The sequence below is a fragment of the Nocardioides terrigena genome, assembly GCF_003047265.1.
GTDB lineage: Bacteria > Actinomycetota > Actinomycetes > Propionibacteriales > Nocardioidaceae > Nocardioides > Nocardioides terrigena.
Genome location: NZ_PZYY01000005.1, coordinates 74,121 through 94,190 on the forward strand (window position 1 = coordinate 74,121; position 20,070 = coordinate 94,190).

Below are 20,070 nucleotides of genomic sequence, written 5' to 3' on the forward strand. Positions count from 1 at the left end.
GCCGTGGACGCGGCGTACGACGGGTGCGACGGTGGACCCATGACGCGTACGCTCGATGTCGACTACCTCGTCGTGGGGGCCGGGGCGATGGGGATGGCGTTCACGGACGCGCTCATCGACCACTCCGACGCCCGGGTGGCGCTCGTGGACCGCCGGCACGGGGTCGGCGGGCACTGGCTGGAGGCGTACCCGTTCGTCCAGCTGCACCAGTCCTCCGCGTTCTACGGCGTGCCCTCGACGCTGCTCGGCGGCGGCCAGCTCCAGCAGCACGGTCCCGAGGCGGGCCTGCAGGAGCGCGCCACCCAGGCGGAGATCACGGCGTACTACGCCCGCGCGATGGACCGGATGCGGGAGACCGGCCGTGTCGACTTCTTCCCCAACAGCGAGCACGACGGCGACCGCACCGTGGTCTCACGAGTCTCGGGAGCCACGTTCCGGGTGCCCGAGACCTGCCGGATCGTCAACGCGCACTACCTGGCACCGAGCATCCCCGCGGAGGTGCCGCCCCCCTTCGCAGTCGGTGACGGCGTCCGCGTGGTGCCGGTCAACGACCTCGCCCGGCTGGAGGAGGCGCCCAGCCAGTACGTCGTCGTGGGCTCGGGCAAGACCGCCACGGACGCCTGCATCTGGCTGATGGCGCGGGGCGTGGACCCGGACGCGATCTGCTGGGTGCGCCCGCGCGACCCGTGGATGTTCAACCGGGCGCTCATCCAGCCCGACCTGGAGATCTTCCTCGGCATGGCGGCGGACCTGATGGAGTCGGCGGCCACGTCGACGTCCCTCGAGGACCTGTTCCTCCGGCTGGAGGAGCACGACATCATGCTCCGCATCGACCGCTCGGTGATGCCGACGATGGCCAAGGCGCCCACCCTGGCGACGTGGGAGCTCGACCGGCTGCGCAGCATCGAGGACGTCGTACGCCGCGGCCACATCACCTCGGTCGCTCGCGGCAAGCTCGAGATGACCGAGGGGACGACGGTCGGCATCGCGGACGACGCCCTGGTCGTGCACTGCGCGGCCGACGGCCTGAAGTACCCACCGCTCGTCCCGGTCTGGCGTCCGCAGGACATCACCCTCCAGCCCATCCGTGCCGGCTTCCCGTGCTTCGGCGCAGCGCTGGCCGGCTACGTCGAGGCGACCCGCACCGACGACCACGAGAAGAACCGGCTGTGCCCGCCGTCCAACTACGGCGACTCGATGGCGCAGTGGGCCGAGATGAACGTCCGCGGCACCCGGGCCACGCTGTCCTTCTCGGCCGAGAAGGACATCAAGCAGTGGGCGGACGGGGTGGCGCTCAACCCGACGCGGGTCACGCCGGACCAGCCGTCGTCGGCGGCCCTGGACGACGCCCGCGGGAGGCTGGCCGCCCACACGCGGCCGGCGCTGGAGCGGCTCGAGGAGCTGGTCCGGGGCGCGCGCTCGGGGCCCCGGGAAAAGTAGAACCGCCCACGGTCTCGGGTCCGTGGGCGGTTCTGAGGACGAATCTACCTCCTGATCGTCACCAGTGGTGCACAGGCGATGCACAGATCGGCAACGAGATGGTCACCGCCTCACGGGATCCCGAGGGCGGCCTTGAAGGCGGCGTACGAGATGAACGTGCCGTGCCCGCCGGCGATCCACTTCGGGGTGAGCCCCCGCGCCGTGACCATGGCGGCGATCGCCTGCGCGTTGGGGTCCGTCGGAGAGGGGAGCCCGGGCGGCGAGTAGATGTCGCTCGTGAAGAGGACTCCCTGGTCGGCCACGTAGGGAACCACCATGTCCACCGAGTGCTCGGTCTGCAGCGGGAACACCTGGATGCCGTTCGGCAGCGAGAGGCCGGCGGCGGGGACGCCCTGGACGTTGGCGGCGACGGTCGTCCCGTCCAGCCGGTCGGGCAGGACCGTGGAGCCGCGGTCCGCGAAGACCTGCTGGAAGAACGGCACGGCCTGCTCGCCCACGACGGCGGTCGCGCCGAGCGCGACGTACGGGCGCATCCCGCTGGCGTGGTCGGCGTGGTGGTGCGTCGTCACGACGTGCGTGATCGGTCCGGTGAAGTCGGGGCTGTCCTCGATGTACTGGATGACGGCCTCGGCGCGGTGGTCGTGCAGCGCACCTTCGAAGACCACGACGCCACCGGGCCGTTGCACGACCAGCGAGTTGTTGGCCACGCCCCCGAGGAGCCTCACTCCAGCTGCGGTGGTCGTGCCGTCGGTGATGGTGATCGGGTTGATCGCGCGCTGCCCGCCGTCCTTGATGAAGCCGAGGGCGACGAAGGACAGCAGCCACTCGCTCGTCCGTGTGCCGATGTCCGCGAGGTCCGCGTCGTACACCGGGTCCACGGCGCTCGGGAAGCGGAAGACGCGGCCCTTGATGCGCGGGTTGACGTCGACCTCCGTACGCCGCTCGCGCACCATCTCGAAGCCGTCGGAGGTGAGCGCCACCCGGCGCGGGAAGCGCACTCCGTCGTCCTCGCGGCGCCAGCCGCCGTAGGTGACCTCGATGGGCACGTCGCGACGCAGGTAGTCGTGCTGCGTGGTGCGCAGCATGGCGATCCGCTCCTTCCGCACGTCGACGAACAGCTCGATCGGGGCGACGGCGTCGCGCAGGACCAGCACCCGGTAGCGCCGTCCGTCGATGGTGCGCTGGCCGCCGTTGCTGGCCAGGGACGGGCGGTCCAGGGCCCGGCTCAGCAGCACGTGCGGGTTGAGCAGCTCCTGCTCCCGGTGGATGGCCGCCCACCGGTCGGAGGTCATCGCCTTGGTGGCCGGCTGCGAGAAGTTGGCATCCACGCCGCTGATGTAGCCGCGTCGCCCCGACAGGACCTCACGCACCGGACGGTCGACGCCCAGCGACGTCCGCACGTTGTCGATGCGGACCCGTGGTGGCCTGCTCCCCTTGAGCCGGTAGCGCACGCGCGCCTCGACCGTCGCGGCCGGCGAGGCGCCGCTGCCCGGCACCGCGCCCTCGTCGAGGATCGAGCGCGCCGCCCCGGCGCGGTACTGGAAGGTCTTGAGCCCCCGGAGTGCCGAGGCGCCGCCGACCGCGTCGACGGCCATGCGCAGCGACCCCGCCGCACGCTGGGAGCCCTCGGCCGTGGCCGCCGCTCCTGATGTCGCACCGGCCGGCACGAGCCCGGTCAGTCCCATCGTCAATGCCAGCGCTCCGAGCGCCGCGCTGCTGGACAACCTGCTGGGTCCCATCTGACGTCCTCCCCAAGGGTCACGGGTCTCTGGAGTCACGGGCCGCGCGTCCCGAGTCCCTGGCACCCGACGCCGGCGATCCCGGAGGACGGAGCGGTCGCGACAGATCGTCTCCACGGTCGTCGCGCGCCGATCGGGGGGCAATGGCACTTTGGTACTACGACCTCGGGGGAGGGAGCAGCCACGTCCGGGTCAGGTGTGCCGTACGACGACGCGTCCCGCGGCGACGTCCCAGCGCTGGTCCAGCCGGACGTTCTCGAGCAGGCGGCGGTCGTGGGAGACCAGCAGCAGCGCCCCGTCGTACGACGCCAGCGCCTGCTCGAGCTGCTCGATGGCCGGCACGTCGAGGTGGTTGGTGGGCTCGTCCAGGACGAGCAGGTTGACCCCCCGTGCCTGCAGCAGCGCCATGGCCGCGCGGGTGCGCTCGCCCGGGGACAGGCGCCCGACCTCGCTGGTGACCTGGTCGGCCTTGAGCCCGAACTTCGCGAGGAGCGTGCGCACCTCGGCCTGCGTCATCTCCGGCACGGCGACCTCGAAGGCGTCCCCGAGGGGCAGCGCGTCGTCGAGGCCGGTGCGGGCCTGGTCGATGACGCCGACGGCGACCGAGGCGCCCAGCGACGCGGAGCCGCTGTCGGGGTCCGTGTCGCCCAGCAGCAGCCCGAGCAGCGTCGTCTTGCCCGCTCCGTTGGGACCGGTGATGCCGATCCGGTCGCCGGCGTTGACCTGCACGGAGACGGGGCCGAGCCGGAAGTCGCCGAGGTGGCGCGTCGCCTCGTTGAGGGTGGCGACCACCTCGCTGGACCGCGGGGCGGCGGCGATGTCGAACTGCAGGACCCACTCCTTGCGCGGCTCCTCGACCTCGTCGAGCCGGGCGATCCGCGACTCCATCTGGCGCACCTTCTGGGCCTGCTTCTCGGAGGACTCGGTGGCGGCCTTGCGCCGGATCTTGTCGTTGTCGGGGCTCTTCTTCATCGCGTTGCGCACGCCCTGCGAGCTCCACTCGCGCTGGGTGCGAGCCCGCTGCACGAGGTCGGCACGGGTGCCGGCGTACTGCTCGTAGGCCTCCCGGGCATGGCGCCGGGCGACGGCGCGCTCCTCGAGGAAGGCGTCGTACCCGCCGTCGTAGACCGAGACCTGGCCCTGGGCCAGGTCGAGCTCGACGATCCGGGTGACGCAGCGGGCGAGGAACTCCCGGTCGTGCGAGACCAGCACCACGCCCCCGCGCAGGCCCTGCACGAAGGACTCCAGCCGCGCGAGGCCGTCGAGATCGAGGTCGTTGGTCGGCTCGTCGAGCAGGACGACGTCGAAGCGGCTGAGCAGCAGCGCGGCCAGCGCCACCCGTGCGGCCTGGCCGCCGGACAGGGCGGTCATCAACGCCTCGGGGCCGACGTCGAGCCCGAGGTCGGCGAGCACCGGTGGCATCCGGTCGTCGAGGTCGGCGGCACCGCTCGCCATCCAGCGGTCGAACGCGACCGCGTAGGCGTCGTCGACCCCCGGCTCGTCCGAGCCGAGCGCCGCGGCGGCGGCCTCCATCGCCGCGGTCGCCTCGGCCGCGCCCGTACGCCGCGCGAGGTAGTGCGCGACCGTCTCGCCCGGCACGCGCTCGTGCTCCTGGGGGAGCAGACCGACGAACGCGTCCCGCGGCGCACAGCCGACCGACCCGGCCATCGGCTGGGCCACCCCACCGAGCAGGGACAGCAGGGTCGACTTGCCGGCACCGTTGGCCCCCACGACGCCGATCACGTCACCCGGGGCGACCGTCAGGTCGAGTCCCTCGAAGAGGACCCGGTGACCGTGCCCGCCGGACAGGTCCTTCGCGACGAGGGTGGCGTTCACCCGGTGGAGCCTAGTCACGGGTCCCGTCCGGGACCGGGCAGGTGCCGCCGAATCCCGATCACGCACCCGATGCCCTATCGTGGGTCGTGTTGAAGGGTCGGCCGCAAGCCGTCCTGGCCGCCCACGATGGTGCGGCTCGTATCTTGTACTCCTGGTTTTCGGTTCGCTGGACATCAGCACAGGTGGATGTCTTCAGCGCCTCGAGGGGCACACTGCCCCCCGACGAAACAAAGGAACAGATCATGGCTTCAGGCACCGTCAAGTGGTTCAACGCCGAAAAGGGCTTCGGCTTCATCGCCCAGGACGGCGGCGGCGAGGACGTGTTCGTCCACTTCTCCGCGATCCAGTCCGGCGGCTACAAGTCGCTCGACGAGAACCAGAAGGTCGAGTTCGACCTGGCGCAGGGCCCCAAGGGTCCCCAGGCCGAGAACGTTCGCGTCTCCTGATCTCACCCGAAGGGCCCCGACCGCATGCGGTCGGGGCCCTTCGTGCGTCCGGGCGCCGTGAGGTGGTCCGGGGTCCTCAGACGAACGCGGGGAACGTGGGGGCGGCGAGAGGGCCACTGGACCGGTCCCGCGCCACCTCGTACGCATGGGCGATCTCGATCAGCCGGCCCTCGCTGCCGGCGGTGCCCCAGAACGACACGGCCACCGGCAGGCCCGCGGCGAGCTCGGTGGGCACCGTGACCAGGGGGTAGCCCGCGATCGCGGTCGGACCGGTGCAGGCGCCGGCGAGGTGCTCGGCGTTGACGAGGTCGATGGGGTTCGCGGGTGGGTAGGACGGCGTCACCAGCGCGTCCAGACGGTGCTCGCGCAGCACCCGGTCGATCCCGCCGGTCCGCGTGGCTGCGACCCCCCTCGCCCGCGCCGCGCGGTGCTCGGGGCTGCCGGCGAGCGGGCCGGCCAGTGCCTGCTCGAAGAGCCCCTGGCCGAAGTGGGCCAGCTCGGTCGCGGCGTGCTCACGGTTGAAGGCCACGATCTCCTCCAACGTGCGGGGCACGTCACCGGGGCGGGTCGCGAGGTAGTCCGCGACCCCCGCACGGAACTCCGCCAGCAGCACCAGCAGCTCGTCGTCCGCGACCTCGTCGTCGTACGCCGGCAGGTCGGTGTCGTCGACGATCGTGGCCCCCGCGGCGGCGAGCAGGCCCAGCGCCCGCTCGGCCGCGGCGTCGGCGTGCGGGGAGTAGCCCCAGTACGTCGCGCGTGGCACGCCCACGCGGGTGCCGGCCAGTCGGCCCGTCACGGCGTGCCCGGCGTAGTCGGTGCCGTCCGCAGCGAGCACCGTGAGCAGGGCCGCCGCGTCCCGGACGGTCCTGGCCATCGGTCCGGGCGAGTCCTGGGAGGGTGAGATCGGCACGACGCCCGCGGTGGGCACGGTCCCCACGGTCGGCTTGATCCCCACGCATCCGTTGAACGCCGCCGGACAGCTGATCGAGCCGTCGGTCTCGGTGCCCACGGCGAGGGGGGCGAGGCCGGCCGCGACCGCGGCGCCGCTGCCGGAGCTGGAGCCCCCCGCGGACCGGTTCAGCCCGTAGGGGTTGCGGGTGAGCCCGCCGAAGGCGCTCCACCCCGACGTCGACGACTCGTCGCGGATGTTGGCCCACTCGGAGAGGTTCGTCTTGCCCAGCACGATCATCCCGGCGGCGCGCAGTCGCTGCACGAGGGCCGCGTCCCGGCTCGGCGGCGGTGCATCGGCCAGCGCCAGCGATCCGGCCGTGGTCGCCAGGTCGTGGGTGTCGATGTTGTCCTTGACGAGCACGGCCCGACCGTGGAGCGGGCTCCGGGGGCCCCGGTCGGCGGCCTCGGCGTCGAGCCGGTCCGCCTGTGCCAGTGCGTCCGGGTGCAGCGTGCAGATCGCGTTGATCCCGGGCTCGACGACGTCGATCCGCTCGAGGAGCTCCTCGACCGCCACGCGGGCGCTGGCGGCTGTCGACGCGGTCATCGCCAGAGTCTGCCCGACGGTGTCGACGAACCTGTAGCCCGTGGCGGGTTCCTGACCTACAGTGCGGGAGTGAGCCCGGGCTCCTGCGGCACCGTTCTGATCCTGGGCTCGCCCGAGCCCGGGATGCACTCGTGCGTGCTCTCCCGAGACGGCGGCCGTCCGACGAGTCCGAGGTCGACGTCATGACCGTCCCCGCCACGCACTCCAGCCTGTTCTACGACGGCGCCCGGCACTACGCGACCGAGGCCGGCGGCTTCCTCCGTGACGGGCTCGAGCGCGGCCACCGCGGCCTGGTCATGGCGCCCGCGCGCCGGGTGGACCAGCTGCGCTCGGCGCTGGGCCGGGACGCCGACGAGGTGACCTTCGTCGAGGACACCGTCGCCTACACGCCGCAGTGGAACGTCTACCGCGTCATGCTCGACTTCGCCGCCACCTCGCCCGGCGTCCGCTCGTGCGTCGTCGCCGAGCAGACGCTGTCCGGGCGGACCCCCGCCGAGCTGGTCGACTACCGCCGTCTCGAGGCGGCGATCAACCTCGTCTTCGCCGGGCACGACGTCGACCTGCTGTGCCCCTACGACGCCGGCTCGCTGCCGGCGCACCTGCTGGACATCGCGGAGCACACGCACGGCGTGGTGCTCGCGGGCGGCGTGCTGACACCCGACGCGCGCTTCGACGACCCGTCCGACCTGCTCGCCGTGCTGGCCGCCGTGGTGCCGCCCCCACCGGAGGCCACCACCCTCGACTGCTCGTCCCCGGCAGACGTGTCGAGCGCGCGCCGGCTGGTGCGCGCCCGGGGCGCCGAGCTCGGGATCGATCCCTGCAGGGTCGACGACATGGCGCTGGCGGTCACCGAGGTGCTCACGAACGCACTCCTGCACGGTCAGCCGCCCGCGCGACTCCACGTGTACGAGGCGGGGGCCACCTGGGTCTGCCACGTGCACGACAGCGGTCGGGGACTGGTCGACCCGCTCGTGGGACTGCTGCCCCCGGCCCAGCCGTCCGACCACGGCTACGGACTGTGGCTGGCGCGGCAGCTCTGCGCGGCCGTGGACGTCGGCACCGACTCGTCCGGCACCCACGTCCGGCTCCACACGCGCACGGCCGCCCGCTCCAACGGACGCCGGCAGGCCTCAGCCCGACGGTCGTAGCGGCAGGCGCACCCGCACCACGGTGTCGCCGGGAGCCGGGTCGACCGTGATCTCCCCGCCGTGCCGCTCGACGACGATCCGCCGCGAGATGTCGAGCCCCAGGCCGGTGCCCCGGCCGACCTCCTTGGTGGTGAAGAACGGCTCGAAGGCGTGTGCGGCCACGTCCGGGGTCATGCCCGGCCCGGTGTCCGCGATCTCGACGACGACGGCGTGCTCGTCGGCGTACGTCCGGACCGTCAGGGTGCCGCCGCCCGCCATCGCGTCGACGGCGTTGTCGACGAGGTTGGTCCACACCTGGTTGAGCTCACCGGGGGAGGCGACGACGAGTGGCAGGTCGTCGGCGTACTCGCGGCGCACGGTGACGCCCTCGCGCAGCTTGTGGCCCAGCATGATCAGGGTGCTCTCGAGGCCGTCGGTCACCTTGACCTCCTGGACCGTCGCGCGGTCGAGCTGCGAGTAGGACTTCACCGCGGAGACGAGGTCGGAGATGCGCCGCGTCGCGTCCTGCGCCTCGCTGATCAGCGAGGCCATCGTCACCGCGCTGGCCACCCACTCCAGCCCGGCCTGGAGGGCGGGACCCTCCAGCGCCGCGGCCGCCTGCTCGCACCAGGCGAGGTCGGCGCCGGCGCCGGCGAGGGCGGGGGCGATCACCCAGTCCCGGTCGAGGTCGTGGTCGACCAGCCAGGTCGAGAGCTCGTCCTCGCGGTCGGCCAGCGCGACGCCGGTCGGCTCCGTGGCCTGCTCGATCGTCCGCCGCAGCATGTCGAGCGCCACGAACTGCGAGGCGGTGATCTGCTCCGCCGCCAGCCGGTGCAGCGACTCGAGGAGGTGGTCGCTGCTCTCCCCGAGCGCACCCACCGACCGCACCGCGGCAGACGCGGGGTTGTTGATCTCGTGCGCGAGACCGGCCGCCAGGGTGCCGAGCGCGACCAGGGCCTCACGCTGGCGGGCGTTGTGCTCGATGCGCCGCGCCGTCCCGATCAGGCCGCGCAGCAGGTGGACGGCGAAGGGGAACCACGCCTCGCCGTGCGAGCCCAGCGCCTCGGCGGTCAGCCGGAAGACCCGGCTCGGTGCGATGGCCCGGCCGCTGCCCATGTAGACCCCGTGCTCGTCCCAGGCGCGGAAGCCCCCGGCCCACTGGCCCGGCACGGTCATCGACGCCATCACCGCCTCCTCGTGGCCGATGCGGCGGACCAGGTCGATGTGGCCCTCGAGCAGCACCCACCAGTCGTCGGCCGGACGCCCCTCGTCGAAGAGGTGCTCACCCGCAGCGACGGTCACCTCATCGCCCGACCCGGTCAGCTCGGCGACCTGCTCGTCGGTGAACCCGTCGAGCAGGGAGAGGGCGCGGAGCTCGTCGTACAGCATCAGGTCGTCGCCAGGTAGCGGTGGACGAGGTAGACCGACATCGCGCCCTCGCCGACGGCGGAGGCGACCCGCTTCATGCTGTCGAGGCGGACGTCGCCGGCGGCGAAGACGCCGGGCACGCTCGTCTCCAGGGCGTACGGCGCGCGCTCCAGCGCCCAGCCGACCTGCGGGCCCGGGGGCAGCTCGGGACCGGTGAGCACGAAGCCGCGACCGTCGCGGGCCACGGCGTCGCCCAGCCAGTCCGTGCGCGGGGCCGCGCCGATGAAGACGAACAGCCAGCCGGTCTCGACCTCCTCCGCGGTGCCGGAGTCCCGGTCGGCCAGGGTGACCGCCTCGAGGTGGCCGTCTCCCCGGGCGCCGACGACCTCGGTCCGCAGCCGGACCTCGATGGTGGGGGTGGTGAGGATGCGGCTGACGAGGTAATGCGACATCGAGGCCTCGAGGGAGGCGCCGCGGACGACGAGGACCACGCGCTTGGCGTAGCGGGCGAAGTTGAGCGCCGCCTGGCCGGCGGAGTTGGCCGCCCCGACGACGTACACGTCCTCGCCGCGGGTCTGGCTCGCCTCGCTGGCGCTCGCGCCGTAGTAGATGCCGCGCCCGACGACGTCGTCGACGCCCGGGGCCTCGAGGCGGCGGTAGGAGACGCCGCTGGCCACGAGCACCGCCCGGGCCTCGATGTCGGTGGAGCCGTCGAGGAGCACGGCCCGCACCGGACCGCGCGTCTGGAAGCCGACCACGTCGCGGGCCAGCACCATCTCGGCGCCGAACCGGGCGGCCTGCGCCACCGCTCGGTGCGTGAGGTCCGCGCCGGACAGCCCCTTGGGGAAGCCGAGGTAGTTCTCGATGGACGCGCTCTGCCCGGCCTGGCCGCCCGGGGCGTCCCGCTCGACGACCACCGTCTGGAGCCCCTCGGACGCGGCGTACACGGCGGCGGCGAGACCGGCGGGGCCGGCGCCGACGATGCAGAGGTCGTAGAGGGGCCGCTCGGCCCGGGTGCGCAGGCCGAGGGCGTCGGCCAGCTCGACGGTGGTGGGGGACCGGAGGGCGACACCGTCGGGCAGCGCCACCACCGGCAGGTCGTCGACGCCTGCCTCCGCCAGGTCGAGGAGGCGGGTCGCCTCCTCGCTCTGGTCCACCTCCAGCCAGCGGTAGGGGACGTGGTTGTGGGCGAGGAAGGACTTGACGTCGTGGGTGCGCTCCGACCAGCGGTGGCCCACCACCCGCACCTCGGACTCGCGGTCGGGGTGGGCGTGGGCCCAGTCACGCAGCAGCTCGTCGAGCACCGGGTAGAGCCGGTCCTCGGGCGGGTCCCACGGCTTCATCAGGTAGTAGTCGAGGGCGATGTCGTTGATCGCGCGGATGGCGACGTCCGTGTCGGCGTACGCCGTCAGCAGCACCAGCTTGGCGTCGGGCGCCTGCTGCCGCACCTCCCGCAGCACCTCGATGCCCGTCATCCCCGGCATCCGCTGGTCGGTGACGACCGCGGCGACGGGGCGGTCCTTGAGGACGAGGTCGGCCAGGATCTCGAGCGCCTCGGCGCCCGACGTCGCCCGCAGCACCCGGTGGTCCTCGCCGTAGCGGGTCCGCAGGTCGCGCACCACGGCCGCGACGACGGCCGGGTCGTCGTCGACCGCGAGGATGGCTGGCTTGGCCATCGATCTCCTCCCCGGCTGGCGGGACGCCGCACTCCTCCGACGCTCACCCTGTCGTCACGCCCCGCCCGATGCGTGCCGGCGGGCGGTCCTTTCCCCAGTTCTCGGGAGACGACCGCCCGGGGTCGCCGTGGATGCCGTGGACGCATCGCCGGATACAAATTCGGGCTTGGACAGGCATCGTCGCAGCGCCCTAGCGTGATGGGACCGGCGAGGAGCCGGCGTTCCCGCTAGCCACTTCCGGTAGCCCCCGCGACGACGAGAAGGACCCGCCGTGACCGAGTACAGCCCGACAGACCTGGCCGCCCAGCTCAAGAGCGGCCTGCTGTCGTTCCCGGTGACCCACTTCGCCGACGACCTGTCCTTCGACGAGGCGGGCTACCGCAAGCACCTCGCGTGGCTCGCGCAGTACCCCGTCGCCGGGCTCTTCGCCGCGGGTGGCACGGGCGAGGGCTTCTCGCTGACGCTGGAGGAGACCGACCAGGTCGTCCGCAGCGCCGTGCACGAGGTCGCGGGCGCCGTCCCCGTCCTCGCGCCCGCCACGGGCAGCACCGCCAACGCCATCGTCCAGGCGAAGGCCGCCCGGGCCGCCGGCGCCGACGGCCTGCTGCTCATGCCGCCCTACCTCACCGAGGCCAGCCAGGCCGGGCTCGTCGAGCACGTCAGCCGGGTCTGTGAGGCGACCGACCTCGGCGTCGTCGTCTACAGCCGCGCCAACGCCGTGCTGCGCGACGAGGCCGTCGCGGTCCTCGCCGACCGCAACCCGACGATGATCGGCTTCAAGGACGGCGTCGGCTCCATCGAGCAGATGACCCGCACCTACGCCCGCGTCGGCGACCGCCTCATGTACGTCGGGGGGCTGCCGACCGCGGAGACCTTCGCGCTGCCGCTGCTCCAGCTCGGCGTGAGCACCTACTCCAGCGCGCTCTTCAACTTCGTGCCGCAGTGGGCCATCGAGTTCTACGACGCCGTCGTCGCCCAGGACCGCGACGAGGTCTACCGCCGGCTCGAGGAGTTCGTGCTGCCCTACCTCGACATCCGCGACCGCACCCAGGGCTACGCCGTGTCGATCGTCAAGGGCGGCCTGGCCGCCATCGGTCGCCCGGCCGGGCCGGTCCGGCCGCCGCTCACCGACCTGCGTGAGGACGAGGTCGCCGAGCTCAAGGACCTGATCGACCGCATCTCCTGACGACGTACGGTCGAGACGACGTACGCCGCACGCCCCCGCTTGAGAGGAACGCATGACCAGCACTGCTGAGCAGGCCCGCTCGATCATCGCCGGCACGCCGGCGGACACCGCCGACGTCGAGGCCGCGACCACCGCCGCCGCCGAGGCGTTCGCGTCGTACCGCGCCACCAGTCCCGCCCGGCGCGCGGACTTCCTCGAGGCGGTCGCCGCCGAGATCGAGGCCGACAAGGACTCGATCATCGAGGCGGCCGTGGCGGAGAGCAGCCTGCCGCTGGCCCGCATCACCGGTGAGGTCGGCCGCACCACCGGCCAGCTGCGGATGTTCGCCGGCGTCGTCCGCCAGGGCGACCACCTCGGCGTCCGCATCGACCCCGCCATGCCCGACCGGGCGCCGTTGCCCCGCTCGGACATCCGCCAGCGGATGGTCCCGCTCGGCCCGGTCGCCGTCTTCGGCGCCAGCAACTTCCCGCTCGCCTTCTCCACCGCCGGTGGCGACACCGCGTCCGCGCTGGCCGCCGGCTGCCCCGTCGTGGTCAAGGGACACCCGGCCCACCCGCGCGCCGGTGTGCTCGTGGCCAGCGCGATCGCACGCGCCGTCGAGTCGCAGGGGCTGCACGCCGGCACCTTCTCCTTCCTGCTGGCCGCCGACGGCCGGAGCGGGATCGAGCTCGGCCAGGCCCTCGTGCAGGACCCGCGCATCACCGCGGTCGGCTTCACCGGCTCCCGCGCCGGCGGCCTCGCCCTCGTCGAGACGGCCTCCAAGCGCGCCGTGCCCATCCCCGTCTACGCCGAGATGTCCTCGATCAACCCGGTCGTCGTCCTGCCCGGCGCGCTCGCCGAGGCCGACACGACGGCGTTCGCCCAGGCCTACGTCGGCTCGCTCACCCTCGGGGCCGGCCAGTTCTGCACCAACCCCGGCCTGCTCTTCCTGCCGTCCGGCGAGGCCGGTGACGCCTTCCTCGCGGCCACCGCCGCCGCCGTCGCGGAGGCCACCGGCCAGCGGATGCTCACGCCCGGCATCGCCGCGGCGTACACCTCCGGCACGCAGGCGCTCGAGGACACCGACGGCGTACGCCGCGTCGGCCGGGGCGCCGACGGCGGCGAGCACGCCCCCGCCCCGGTCGTGTCCGAGGCGCCGGTCGAGCTGCTGGCCCAGGCCGACAGCGCCGTCGCGCACGAGGTCTTCGGTGCCTCCGGCGTCGTGGTCCGCTACGACGACGTCGACGGCCTGCTCCCGCGGCTCGCCGACCTCGAGGGCCAGCTCACCGCCACGGTCCACGCGACCGCCGCCGACAGCGCCGACGCCGCCAAGCTGCTGCCGGTGCTGGAGCTCAAGGCCGGTCGCATCCTCTTCAACGGCTGGCCGACCGGCGTCGAGGTGGGCCACGCGATGGTCCACGGCGGCCCGTTCCCCGCGACCTCCGACAGCCGCACCACCAGCGTCGGCAGCCTCGCGATCGAGCGGTTCCAGCGCCCGGTCGCCTACCAGGACGTCCCCGCCGACCTCCTGCCCGACGCCCTGCGCGACGACAACCCGTGGGGACTGACCCGCCGCGTCGACGGGACGCTGGAAGCATGAGTGCTGCCACCATCGCCAAGGTCGACGTCGTCCCGGTCGCCGGGCACGACTCGATGCTGCTCAACCTGAGCGGCGCCCACGGCCCGTTCTTCACCCGCAACATCGTGGTCGTCACCGACTCCGAGGGCCGCGAGGGCCTCGGTGAGGTGCCGGGCGGCGAGGCCATCCGCAGCACCATCGCCGACGCCGCCGCGATGCTCGTCGGTGAGCCGGTGGCGCGCTTCCGCACCCTGCTGCGCCAGGTCGCGACCCGGTACGCCGACCGCGACGCCGGTGGTCGTGGCCTCCAGACCTTCGACCTGCGCACGACCATCCACGCGGTCACCGCGCTCGAGTCGGCGCTGCTCGACCTGTCCGGCCAAGCCCTCGGCGTCCCGGTCGCCGAGCTGCTCGGCGACGGCCAGCAGCGCACCCGCGTGCCGATGCTGGGCTACCTCTTCTACGTCGGAGACCCCGACCGCACCGACCTGCCCTACCTCCGCGAGCCCGACGGCGTGGACGCCTGGACGCGTGTACGCCGCGAGGAGGCGATGACGCCCGAGGGCGTCGTACGCCTGGCCGAGGCCGCCCAGGCGCGGTACGGCTTCAGCGACTTCAAGCTCAAGGGCGGCGTGCTCCCCGGCGAGGAGGAGGTCGCCGCGGTCACCGCGCTGCACCAGCGCTTCCCCGACGCGCGGATCACCCTCGACCCCAACGGCGGGTGGCTGCTCGACGAGGCCGTCCGCCTGCTGCAGGGCAAGGACGACGTGCTCGCGTACGCCGAGGACCCCTGCGGCGCCGAGGGCGGTTTCTCCGGGCGCGAGGTGATGGCCGAGTTCAAGCGGCGTACCGGCCTGCGCACGGCCACCAACATGGTCGCCACCGACTGGCGGCAGATGGCCGACGCCGTGCGGACCAACGCGGTCGACATCCCGCTCGCCGACCCGCACTTCTGGACGATGGCCGGCTCGGTCCGGGTGGCGCAGCTGTCCCACGACTTCGGCCTGACCTGGGGCTCGCACTCCAACAACCACTTCGACGTCTCGTTGGCGATGTTCACCCAGGTCGGCGCCGCGGCGCCGGGGGAGATCACGGCCCTGGACACGCACTGGATCTGGCAGGACGGACAGGGCCTGACCCAGTCCCCGCCGGAGATCGTCGACGGGCACATCGCCGTGCCGGAGGCCCCCGGCCTCGGGGTCGTGCTGGACCGCGACCGCCTCGCCGAGGCGCACGCGCTCTACCTCGAGCACGGGCTCGGCGCGCGCGACGACGCCATGGCGATGCAGTACCTCGTGCCGGACTGGAGCTTCGACCCCAAGCGTCCCTGCCTGGTGCGCTGACCGGTGCGCCGACTCGTGCGATGGGGGCTGCTCACCACGTCGATGGTGGAATGACCCCGTGAGCACCCCGACCAGACCGCGCCAGACGACCTTCGCCGGCGGGATGATCATCGTCGGCTCGATCTTCCTGCTCCTGACCGTCTGGGAGTCCATGACCGGCCTGCGGGGCATCGAGTCGCGCGACGCGGTCGAGGACTTCCTCGCCGAGTCGCCCGGCAGCGAGACCGGGCTGACCGTCGAGGGGACGCTGCAGCTCCTGCGCGGCGTCTCCACCGTCGCGGGCGTGTGCGCGGCCGTCGCCGCGGTCCTCGGCGTCTACGCCCTGCGTGGCCACCGCCCGGCCCGGGTCGGGCTGTCGGTCCTCGCCGTGCCGCTCTTCGTCACCGGGATCGCGGCGGGTGGCTTCATGTCGTCGATCGTCGCGGTGGCCATCGCGCTGCTGTGGCTCTCGCCCTCGCGCGAGTGGTTCAAGGGCGAGGTCGCCCCCGACCGGGCTGCGTCCGACAAGGCGGCCGAGTCCGTCTGGCCGCCGCCGCTGCCGCCGTACGACGCGTCCTCCTCCTCCCCGTCGCCCTCGGGGTCCACGTCGTCCTCGCCGGCCGGCTCTGCCGGGCCTGCCGGGCCTGCCGCGCCGGTCCCGCCGCCGGCGGGCGACGGCCCGCCCGCGCCGAGCCAGCCGGGGCCGTACGCCCATCCCTTCGGTGAGCCCCCGACCCAGCACGGCACGTGGCCGTCGCTGCCGACCGCCCCCTCCCCGGACCGTCGACCCGAGGGCGTGGTGCTGGCCTTCGTGCTCACCCTCGTCTCGGCCGGTCTCGTGCTGGTGCTGGTCAGCATCAGCGTGCTGGTCATGGCCGTCTCGCCCGACCTGATGCTGGAGGAGGTGCTCCGCCAGCAGCCCGAGCTCGCCGACCAGGGCGTCACCCAGGCGATGCTCCAGACCACCACCTTCGTCATGGGTGGCGTCGTGATCGCGTGGGCCGCGGCCGCGATCGTGCTCGCCTTCCTGACCCTCGGGCGGCGCCGCGTCGCGGCCCAGCTGCTCATGGTCTCGGCCGCGCTCAGCGCCGTGCTGTGCGTGGTCGGCACCTTCGCCTCGCTGCTCCTCGCGCTCCCGGCCTTCGCGTCGATCGTCACCGTCGCCGTCCTGCGCCGCCCCGACGTGCGCGCCTGGCTCGCGGGCGCCCCGCGCTGACTCTCCCCTCCTCGTGAGGAGATGGCGGCTCCTGCGGTCCGCCGGGTGGACCTGACAGGCCGCTGTCTCCGTGGGCTCGCGTGAGCGCGTACGCCGCCGGATGGTGCGGATCGGGCACGGGGTCGTAGACACGCGGACACAACACCCCCGGCGTGCGACGCCCAGGCGGGCGGGCCGCCACCGGCACCGGGTTGTGTCCGCGCGTCTACTGGGCCCGCACCGGGAGCCCCGGCTGCGGCAAGCCACGGTGGAACATCCGACGGCCGTGAGGCATCGGATGTTCCGAGCTGGGCTCAGGCGGTCGGTGGATGCTCCGCGACGCAGAAGAGGTTGCCCTCGGGGTCGGCCATCGTCGTCCACTGGACGTGGGGGTACTCATCGAGCACGTCCCAGCGTCGGGTCGCGCCCAGCGCCTCGAGGCGCTCGACCTCGCCGACCCGCTCGCCCCAGGGGACCGTCAGGTCCAGGTGCATGGTCGCGCGCTCGGGACGTGCCTCGGTCATCGGCTGGAAGAACATGGCGAACCCGCCGGGCTCGGCCGGAGGGAGGTAGAAGGCTCCGTCGGCACCCGAGGGCGTGCTACCCGTGAGGGCTGCCCAGAAGGCGGCGAGCGACGCGGGGTCCGCAGCCTCCATGTTGACGGCACCGAGCGTGATGCGGGTGACGGGCATGGTTCGACCCTAGGCGCTGCCGGCCGCGTCACAGGGCACCGACGTCACAGCGCGTCGATGTCGCGGACGGTCGCCGGGACTCCCTCGGCGAGCACGATCGCCAGCTGGGCGTGCAGGTCCCGCGGGCTGAAGGTCACCTCGCCGGCCGCCAGCTCGTCCGGGGAGAACCAGCGGATGTCGTGGACGCCCTCCGCGACCAGGTCCACCCGGGGCCGGGGGTCGAAGCGAGCAGCGCGCACGAGGTGGGTGACGTCGGTCTGCCCGTCCCAGTGCTCCATCGGGAAGAGCCGGGTGAGCCGCCAGACAGGTCCGTGGACGTCCGCGGTGTCCAGGCCGAGCTCCTCGGACAGCTCGCGCCGCAACGCGTCCTCGGGCGCCTCCCCGGGGTCGATCCCACCGCCGGGGCAGGCCCAGAAGCCGCCGGGGACGTAGCGCCCGTCGGCGTCGAAGTGCACGAGCAGCACGTGGTCGTCCTCGTCGAGGAGCAGGGCCCGCACGGCCTGGCGGAGTCGGGGCGGCGCCACCTCAGCGCCGGTGCAGGTCGGCGGCCGCGAGGCGTCGTACGCCCTCCCCGATCACGTCGGCCTCCTTGCAGAAGGCCCAGCGCACCAGGTGCCGCCCCTCCTCGCGGTCGTCGTAGAAGGCGACGTTGGGGATCGCGACCACGCCGGCCACGTCCGGCAGCGCGAGGCAGAACTCCCGGCCGTCGGCCCAGCCGAGGTGGCTGATGTCGGTGGTCGCGAAGTAGGTGCCCTCGGGGACCCGTGCTGTCAGGCCGGCGTCGGCGAGGCCCGCCACGAGCAGGTCGCGCCTCGTCTGCAGCGAGGCCGCGAGCTGCGCCGGGAAGTCCGGCTCGTGGTCGAGCGCGTGCGCGACGGCCGGCTGCAGCGGCGAGCCGGACGTGAAGGTCAGCCACTGCTTGGCGGCCAGGACCGACCCCACGAGGGAGCGGGGTCCGGTCGCCCAGCCCACCTTCCACCCGGTGAAGGAGTAGCTCTTGCCTGCGCTCGACAACGTCAGCGTGCGCTCCCACATCCCCGGCAGCGTGGCGAGCGGCACGTGCGTGTGGTGGTCGAAGACGAGGTGCTCGTAGACCTCGTCGGTCACCACGACCAGGTCGTGCTCGATCGCCACGTCCGCGACCGCCTGCAGCTCGTCGCCGGTGAGCACCGTGCCGGTCGGGTTGTGCGGGGTGTTGAGCAGGATGAGCCGGGTCCGCGGCGTGATCGCGGCACGCAGCGCGTCCACGTCGAGCCGGTAGTCGGGGGCGCGCAGCGTGACCGGGCGGCGTACGCCTCCGGCGAAGTCGATCATCGCGAGGTAGGAGTCGTAGTAGGGCTCCAGCACGACCACCTCGTCGCCCGGGTCGACGAGCCCGAGCAGCGCGGCGGCGATGCCCTCGGTGCACCCGGTCGTGACCACGACCTCGGTGTCCGGGTCGACCTCGAGGCCGTAGTGGCGCTGCTGGTGGCGGGCGATCGCCTGGCGCAGGGCGGGTACGCCGATGCCGGGGGCGTACTGGTTGGCGCCGCCCTCGAGGGCGCGCACCGCCTCGGCGATGACCGACGGCGGTCCGTCGACGTCGGGGAAGCCCTGCCCGAGGTTGACCGCACCTGTGCGCACCGCGAGCGCCGACATCTCGGAGAAGATCGTGGGCGGGATCGAGGCGACGCGTGCTGACGTGGTCCGCATGCTCGCGAGCGTAATCGGGGACACTCGTCGCATGTCCCCCCGCTCGTCGCGCACCGCCACCTGGATGCGGCGGGTCGGGGTGCTGCTCGTCGTGGCCGGCCTGGTGCTGGCGGGGTACGTCGCGTGGCAGCTGTTCGGCACGAACGTCGCCTCCCAGCGCACCCATGCCTCCCTGGTGGAGGAGGCGGAGCAGGCGTGGGAGGTCGCCGACGACGACCGGGCGGGGCAGATCGACGAGAGGGACGCGGTGCCGACCGACCACGGCGAGATGACCGCGATCGTCCGGATCCCTGCGCTCGGTGACGACTACGCGGTGCCGGTCCTGGAGGGGGCGTCCGACGAGGTGCTGGCCGCCGGCTTCGGCCACCTCGAGGACACCGAGGGGGCGGGGGAGCGGGGCAACTACGTGATCGCGGCGCACCGGGTCACCCACGGCGAGCCGCTGCGTGACATGCCGTCGCTGGAGCCGGGCGACGAGGTCATCATCGAGACCGGGCGCTGGGTCTACACCTACGTGCTCGACACCCCGGGCGACGGCCTCACCGTGCCGTTCACCAGCGCCTGGGTGCTCGGGGACCTGCCGCGCAACCCCGAGCCGGGCGGCGTACAACCTCCCGACCGGGAGCCCGGGCAGCGACTCATCACGCTCACCACCTGCTCCGAGCTGTTCCACACCGACAACCGGCTGGTCGCCTTCGGCCACCTGGACTCCAAGGAGCCCCGGTCGGCGTCCTGAGTAGGCTCGTCGCCGTGGCCGACACGACCCCTGACGAGACCCTTGCCCGTGACATCGACGCGACCTGCCGCCTGACCGGGGAGTTCACCCTCAGGTCCGGGCAGGTGGCCGACACCTACTTCGACAAGTACCTCTTCGAGGCGCAGCCGGCGCTGCTCGACCGCGTCGCCGCCCAGATGCTCGACCTGCTGCCGCAGGACACCGAGCTCCTCGGCGGCCTCGAGCTCGGCGGCATCCCGATCGCCACCATGGTGTCGGCGAAGACCGGGCTGCCGGCGCTCTTCGTGCGCAAGAAGGCCAAGGAGTACGGCACCTGCAAGCTCGCCGAGGGCCCGGACGTCGCGGGTCGCCGGGTGACGATCATCGAGGACGTCATCACCACCGGCGGTGCCGTCCGCGACGCCACCCGGGAGCTGCGCGCCGCGGGCGCGACCGTCGAGGTCGTCGTCTGCGCGATCGACCGCTCGCCGGCGGGTGAGAACCCGCTGGCCGACGTGGGCCTCGAGGTCCGCTCGGTGCTCACCCGGGCGCAGCTGGACGCCGCCCAGGCCTGAGTCCCGGT

The 20,070-nt window shown here is 73.2% G+C and carries 17 protein-coding genes; 9 read left to right on the plus strand and 8 right to left on the minus strand.

What is annotated here, in order from left to right; all coding sequences use genetic code 11:
- Positions 1 to 39: 39 nt before the first annotated feature.
- Positions 40 to 1,440, plus strand: coding sequence for an NAD(P)-binding protein (locus tag DAE25_RS11945; RefSeq protein ID WP_107766714.1), 1,401 nt, complete (start codon positions 40 to 42; stop codon positions 1,438 to 1,440).
- A 110-nt stretch (positions 1,441 to 1,550) separates the two neighbouring features.
- Here DAE25_RS11945 and DAE25_RS11950 read toward each other — a convergent pair whose 3' ends face one another.
- Together DAE25_RS11950 and DAE25_RS11955 are read right to left on the minus strand one after the other, a co-directional pair.
- The gene (locus DAE25_RS11950; protein WP_107766436.1) at positions 1,551 to 3,179 is read right to left on the minus strand and encodes an MBL fold metallo-hydrolase; all 1,629 of its coding nucleotides are present in this window, start codon (positions 3,177 to 3,179) and stop codon (positions 1,551 to 1,553) included.
- Positions 3,180 to 3,371: 192 nt separating this feature from the next.
- On the minus strand, positions 3,372 to 5,015 hold the full coding sequence (locus tag DAE25_RS11955) for an ABC-F family ATP-binding cassette domain-containing protein (protein WP_107766437.1): 1,644 nt from the start codon (positions 5,013 to 5,015) through the stop codon (positions 3,372 to 3,374).
- 242 nt (positions 5,016 to 5,257) lie between these two features.
- On the opposite strand from DAE25_RS11955, the gene DAE25_RS11960 reads away from it, so the two are divergent.
- Entirely contained in the window at positions 5,258 to 5,461 is a 204-nt protein-coding gene (locus DAE25_RS11960) for a cold-shock protein (RefSeq protein WP_056886861.1), read from the plus strand.
- Positions 5,462 to 5,537: 76 nt separating this feature from the next.
- Here DAE25_RS11960 and DAE25_RS11965 read toward each other — a convergent pair whose 3' ends face one another.
- Complete coding sequence (locus DAE25_RS11965; RefSeq protein WP_107766438.1) at positions 5,538 to 6,956, minus strand: amidase family protein; 1,419 nt, start codon at positions 6,954 to 6,956, stop codon at positions 5,538 to 5,540.
- Positions 6,957 to 7,138: 182 nt separating this feature from the next.
- Between DAE25_RS11965 and DAE25_RS11970 the strand changes: the two genes are divergently transcribed.
- Positions 7,139 to 8,104, plus strand: coding sequence for a sensor histidine kinase (locus tag DAE25_RS11970; RefSeq protein WP_159083697.1), 966 nt, complete (start codon positions 7,139 to 7,141; stop codon positions 8,102 to 8,104).
- Here the strand turns inward: DAE25_RS11970 and DAE25_RS11975 are convergent.
- Together DAE25_RS11975 and DAE25_RS11980 are read right to left on the minus strand one after the other, a co-directional pair.
- Positions 8,087 to 9,472 (minus strand): sensor histidine kinase, encoded by a 1,386-nt coding sequence (locus tag DAE25_RS11975; RefSeq protein ID WP_107766440.1) that lies wholly within the window; start codon positions 9,470 to 9,472, stop codon positions 8,087 to 8,089. The genes DAE25_RS11970 and DAE25_RS11975 overlap by 18 nt on opposite strands.
- Positions 9,472 to 11,127, minus strand: a complete 1,656-nt coding sequence (locus DAE25_RS11980) for an FAD-dependent oxidoreductase (protein WP_107766441.1) — start codon at positions 11,125 to 11,127, stop codon at positions 9,472 to 9,474. The genes DAE25_RS11975 and DAE25_RS11980 overlap by 1 nt, the downstream gene beginning before the upstream one ends.
- A gap of 271 nt (positions 11,128 to 11,398) precedes the next feature.
- On the opposite strand from DAE25_RS11980, the gene kdgD reads away from it, so the two are divergent.
- From kdgD to DAE25_RS12000, 4 genes are read left to right on the plus strand one after another with little or no spacing between them, the layout of a single operon-like run.
- Positions 11,399 to 12,313, plus strand: a complete 915-nt coding sequence (kdgD, locus tag DAE25_RS11985; protein ID WP_107766442.1) for a 5-dehydro-4-deoxyglucarate dehydratase — start codon at positions 11,399 to 11,401, stop codon at positions 12,311 to 12,313.
- Positions 12,314 to 12,365: 52 nt separating this feature from the next.
- A complete protein-coding gene (locus tag DAE25_RS11990) occupies positions 12,366 to 13,892 on the plus strand; it encodes an aldehyde dehydrogenase (NADP(+)) (RefSeq protein ID WP_107766443.1) in 1,527 nt (508 codons plus the stop codon).
- Entirely contained in the window at positions 13,889 to 15,214 is a 1,326-nt protein-coding gene (locus DAE25_RS11995) for an enolase C-terminal domain-like protein (protein WP_107766444.1), read from the plus strand. Before DAE25_RS11990 ends, DAE25_RS11995 begins: the two co-directional genes overlap by 4 nt.
- Before the next feature lie 58 nt (positions 15,215 to 15,272).
- Positions 15,273 to 16,409 (plus strand): hypothetical protein, encoded by a 1,137-nt coding sequence (locus tag DAE25_RS12000; RefSeq protein WP_107766445.1) that lies wholly within the window; start codon positions 15,273 to 15,275, stop codon positions 16,407 to 16,409.
- Between the two features lie 293 nt (positions 16,410 to 16,702).
- Here the strand turns inward: DAE25_RS12000 and DAE25_RS12005 are convergent, their stop codons facing one another.
- Genes DAE25_RS12005 through DAE25_RS12015 form a run of 3 tightly spaced genes read right to left on the minus strand, consistent with a single transcriptional unit; the run spans position 16,703 to position 18,772 of the window.
- Positions 16,703 to 17,080 (minus strand): VOC family protein, encoded by a 378-nt coding sequence (locus DAE25_RS12005; protein ID WP_107766446.1) that lies wholly within the window; start codon positions 17,078 to 17,080, stop codon positions 16,703 to 16,705.
- 44 nt (positions 17,081 to 17,124) lie between these two features.
- The gene (locus DAE25_RS12010; protein WP_107766447.1) at positions 17,125 to 17,604 is read right to left on the minus strand and encodes an NUDIX domain-containing protein; all 480 of its coding nucleotides are present in this window, start codon (positions 17,602 to 17,604) and stop codon (positions 17,125 to 17,127) included.
- Position 17,605: 1 nt separating this feature from the next.
- The gene (locus DAE25_RS12015) at positions 17,606 to 18,772 is read right to left on the minus strand and encodes a pyridoxal phosphate-dependent aminotransferase (RefSeq protein WP_107766448.1); all 1,167 of its coding nucleotides are present in this window, start codon (positions 18,770 to 18,772) and stop codon (positions 17,606 to 17,608) included.
- A 31-nt stretch (positions 18,773 to 18,803) separates the two neighbouring features.
- Between DAE25_RS12015 and DAE25_RS12020 the strand changes: the two genes are divergently transcribed.
- Positions 18,804 to 19,508, plus strand: coding sequence for a class E sortase (locus DAE25_RS12020; protein WP_159083698.1), 705 nt, complete (start codon positions 18,804 to 18,806; stop codon positions 19,506 to 19,508).
- Positions 19,509 to 19,522: 14 nt separating this feature from the next.
- A complete protein-coding gene (gene pyrE / locus DAE25_RS12025; protein WP_107766450.1) occupies positions 19,523 to 20,062 on the plus strand; it encodes an orotate phosphoribosyltransferase in 540 nt (179 codons plus the stop codon).
- Positions 20,063 to 20,070: the final 8 nt, after the last annotated feature.

Coding starts and splice junctions, on each gene's coding strand:
- DAE25_RS11995 (WP_107766444.1), top strand. CDS start 13,889: ATGAGTGCTGCCACCATCGCCAAGGTCGACGTCGTCCCGGTCGCCGGG.
- DAE25_RS12005 (WP_107766446.1), bottom strand. CDS start 17,080: ATGCCCGTCACCCGCATCACGCTCGGTGCCGTCAACATGGAGGCTGCG.
- DAE25_RS11960 (WP_056886861.1), top strand. CDS start 5,258: ATGGCTTCAGGCACCGTCAAGTGGTTCAACGCCGAAAAGGGCTTCGGC.
- DAE25_RS11965 (WP_107766438.1), bottom strand. CDS start 6,956: ATGACCGCGTCGACAGCCGCCAGCGCCCGCGTGGCGGTCGAGGAGCTC.
- DAE25_RS12015 (WP_107766448.1), bottom strand. CDS start 18,772: ATGCGGACCACGTCAGCACGCGTCGCCTCGATCCCGCCCACGATCTTC.
- DAE25_RS11990 (WP_107766443.1), top strand. CDS start 12,366: ATGACCAGCACTGCTGAGCAGGCCCGCTCGATCATCGCCGGCACGCCG.
- DAE25_RS11980 (WP_107766441.1), bottom strand. CDS start 11,127: ATGGCCAAGCCAGCCATCCTCGCGGTCGACGACGACCCGGCCGTCGTC.
- DAE25_RS11970 (WP_159083697.1), top strand. CDS start 7,139: ATGACCGTCCCCGCCACGCACTCCAGCCTGTTCTACGACGGCGCCCGG.
- DAE25_RS11975 (WP_107766440.1), bottom strand. CDS start 9,472: ATGCTGTACGACGAGCTCCGCGCCCTCTCCCTGCTCGACGGGTTCACC.
- DAE25_RS11950 (WP_107766436.1), bottom strand. CDS start 3,179: ATGGGACCCAGCAGGTTGTCCAGCAGCGCGGCGCTCGGAGCGCTGGCA.
- DAE25_RS12020 (WP_159083698.1), top strand. CDS start 18,804: ATGTCCCCCCGCTCGTCGCGCACCGCCACCTGGATGCGGCGGGTCGGG.
- DAE25_RS11945 (WP_107766714.1), top strand. CDS start 40: ATGACGCGTACGCTCGATGTCGACTACCTCGTCGTGGGGGCCGGGGCG.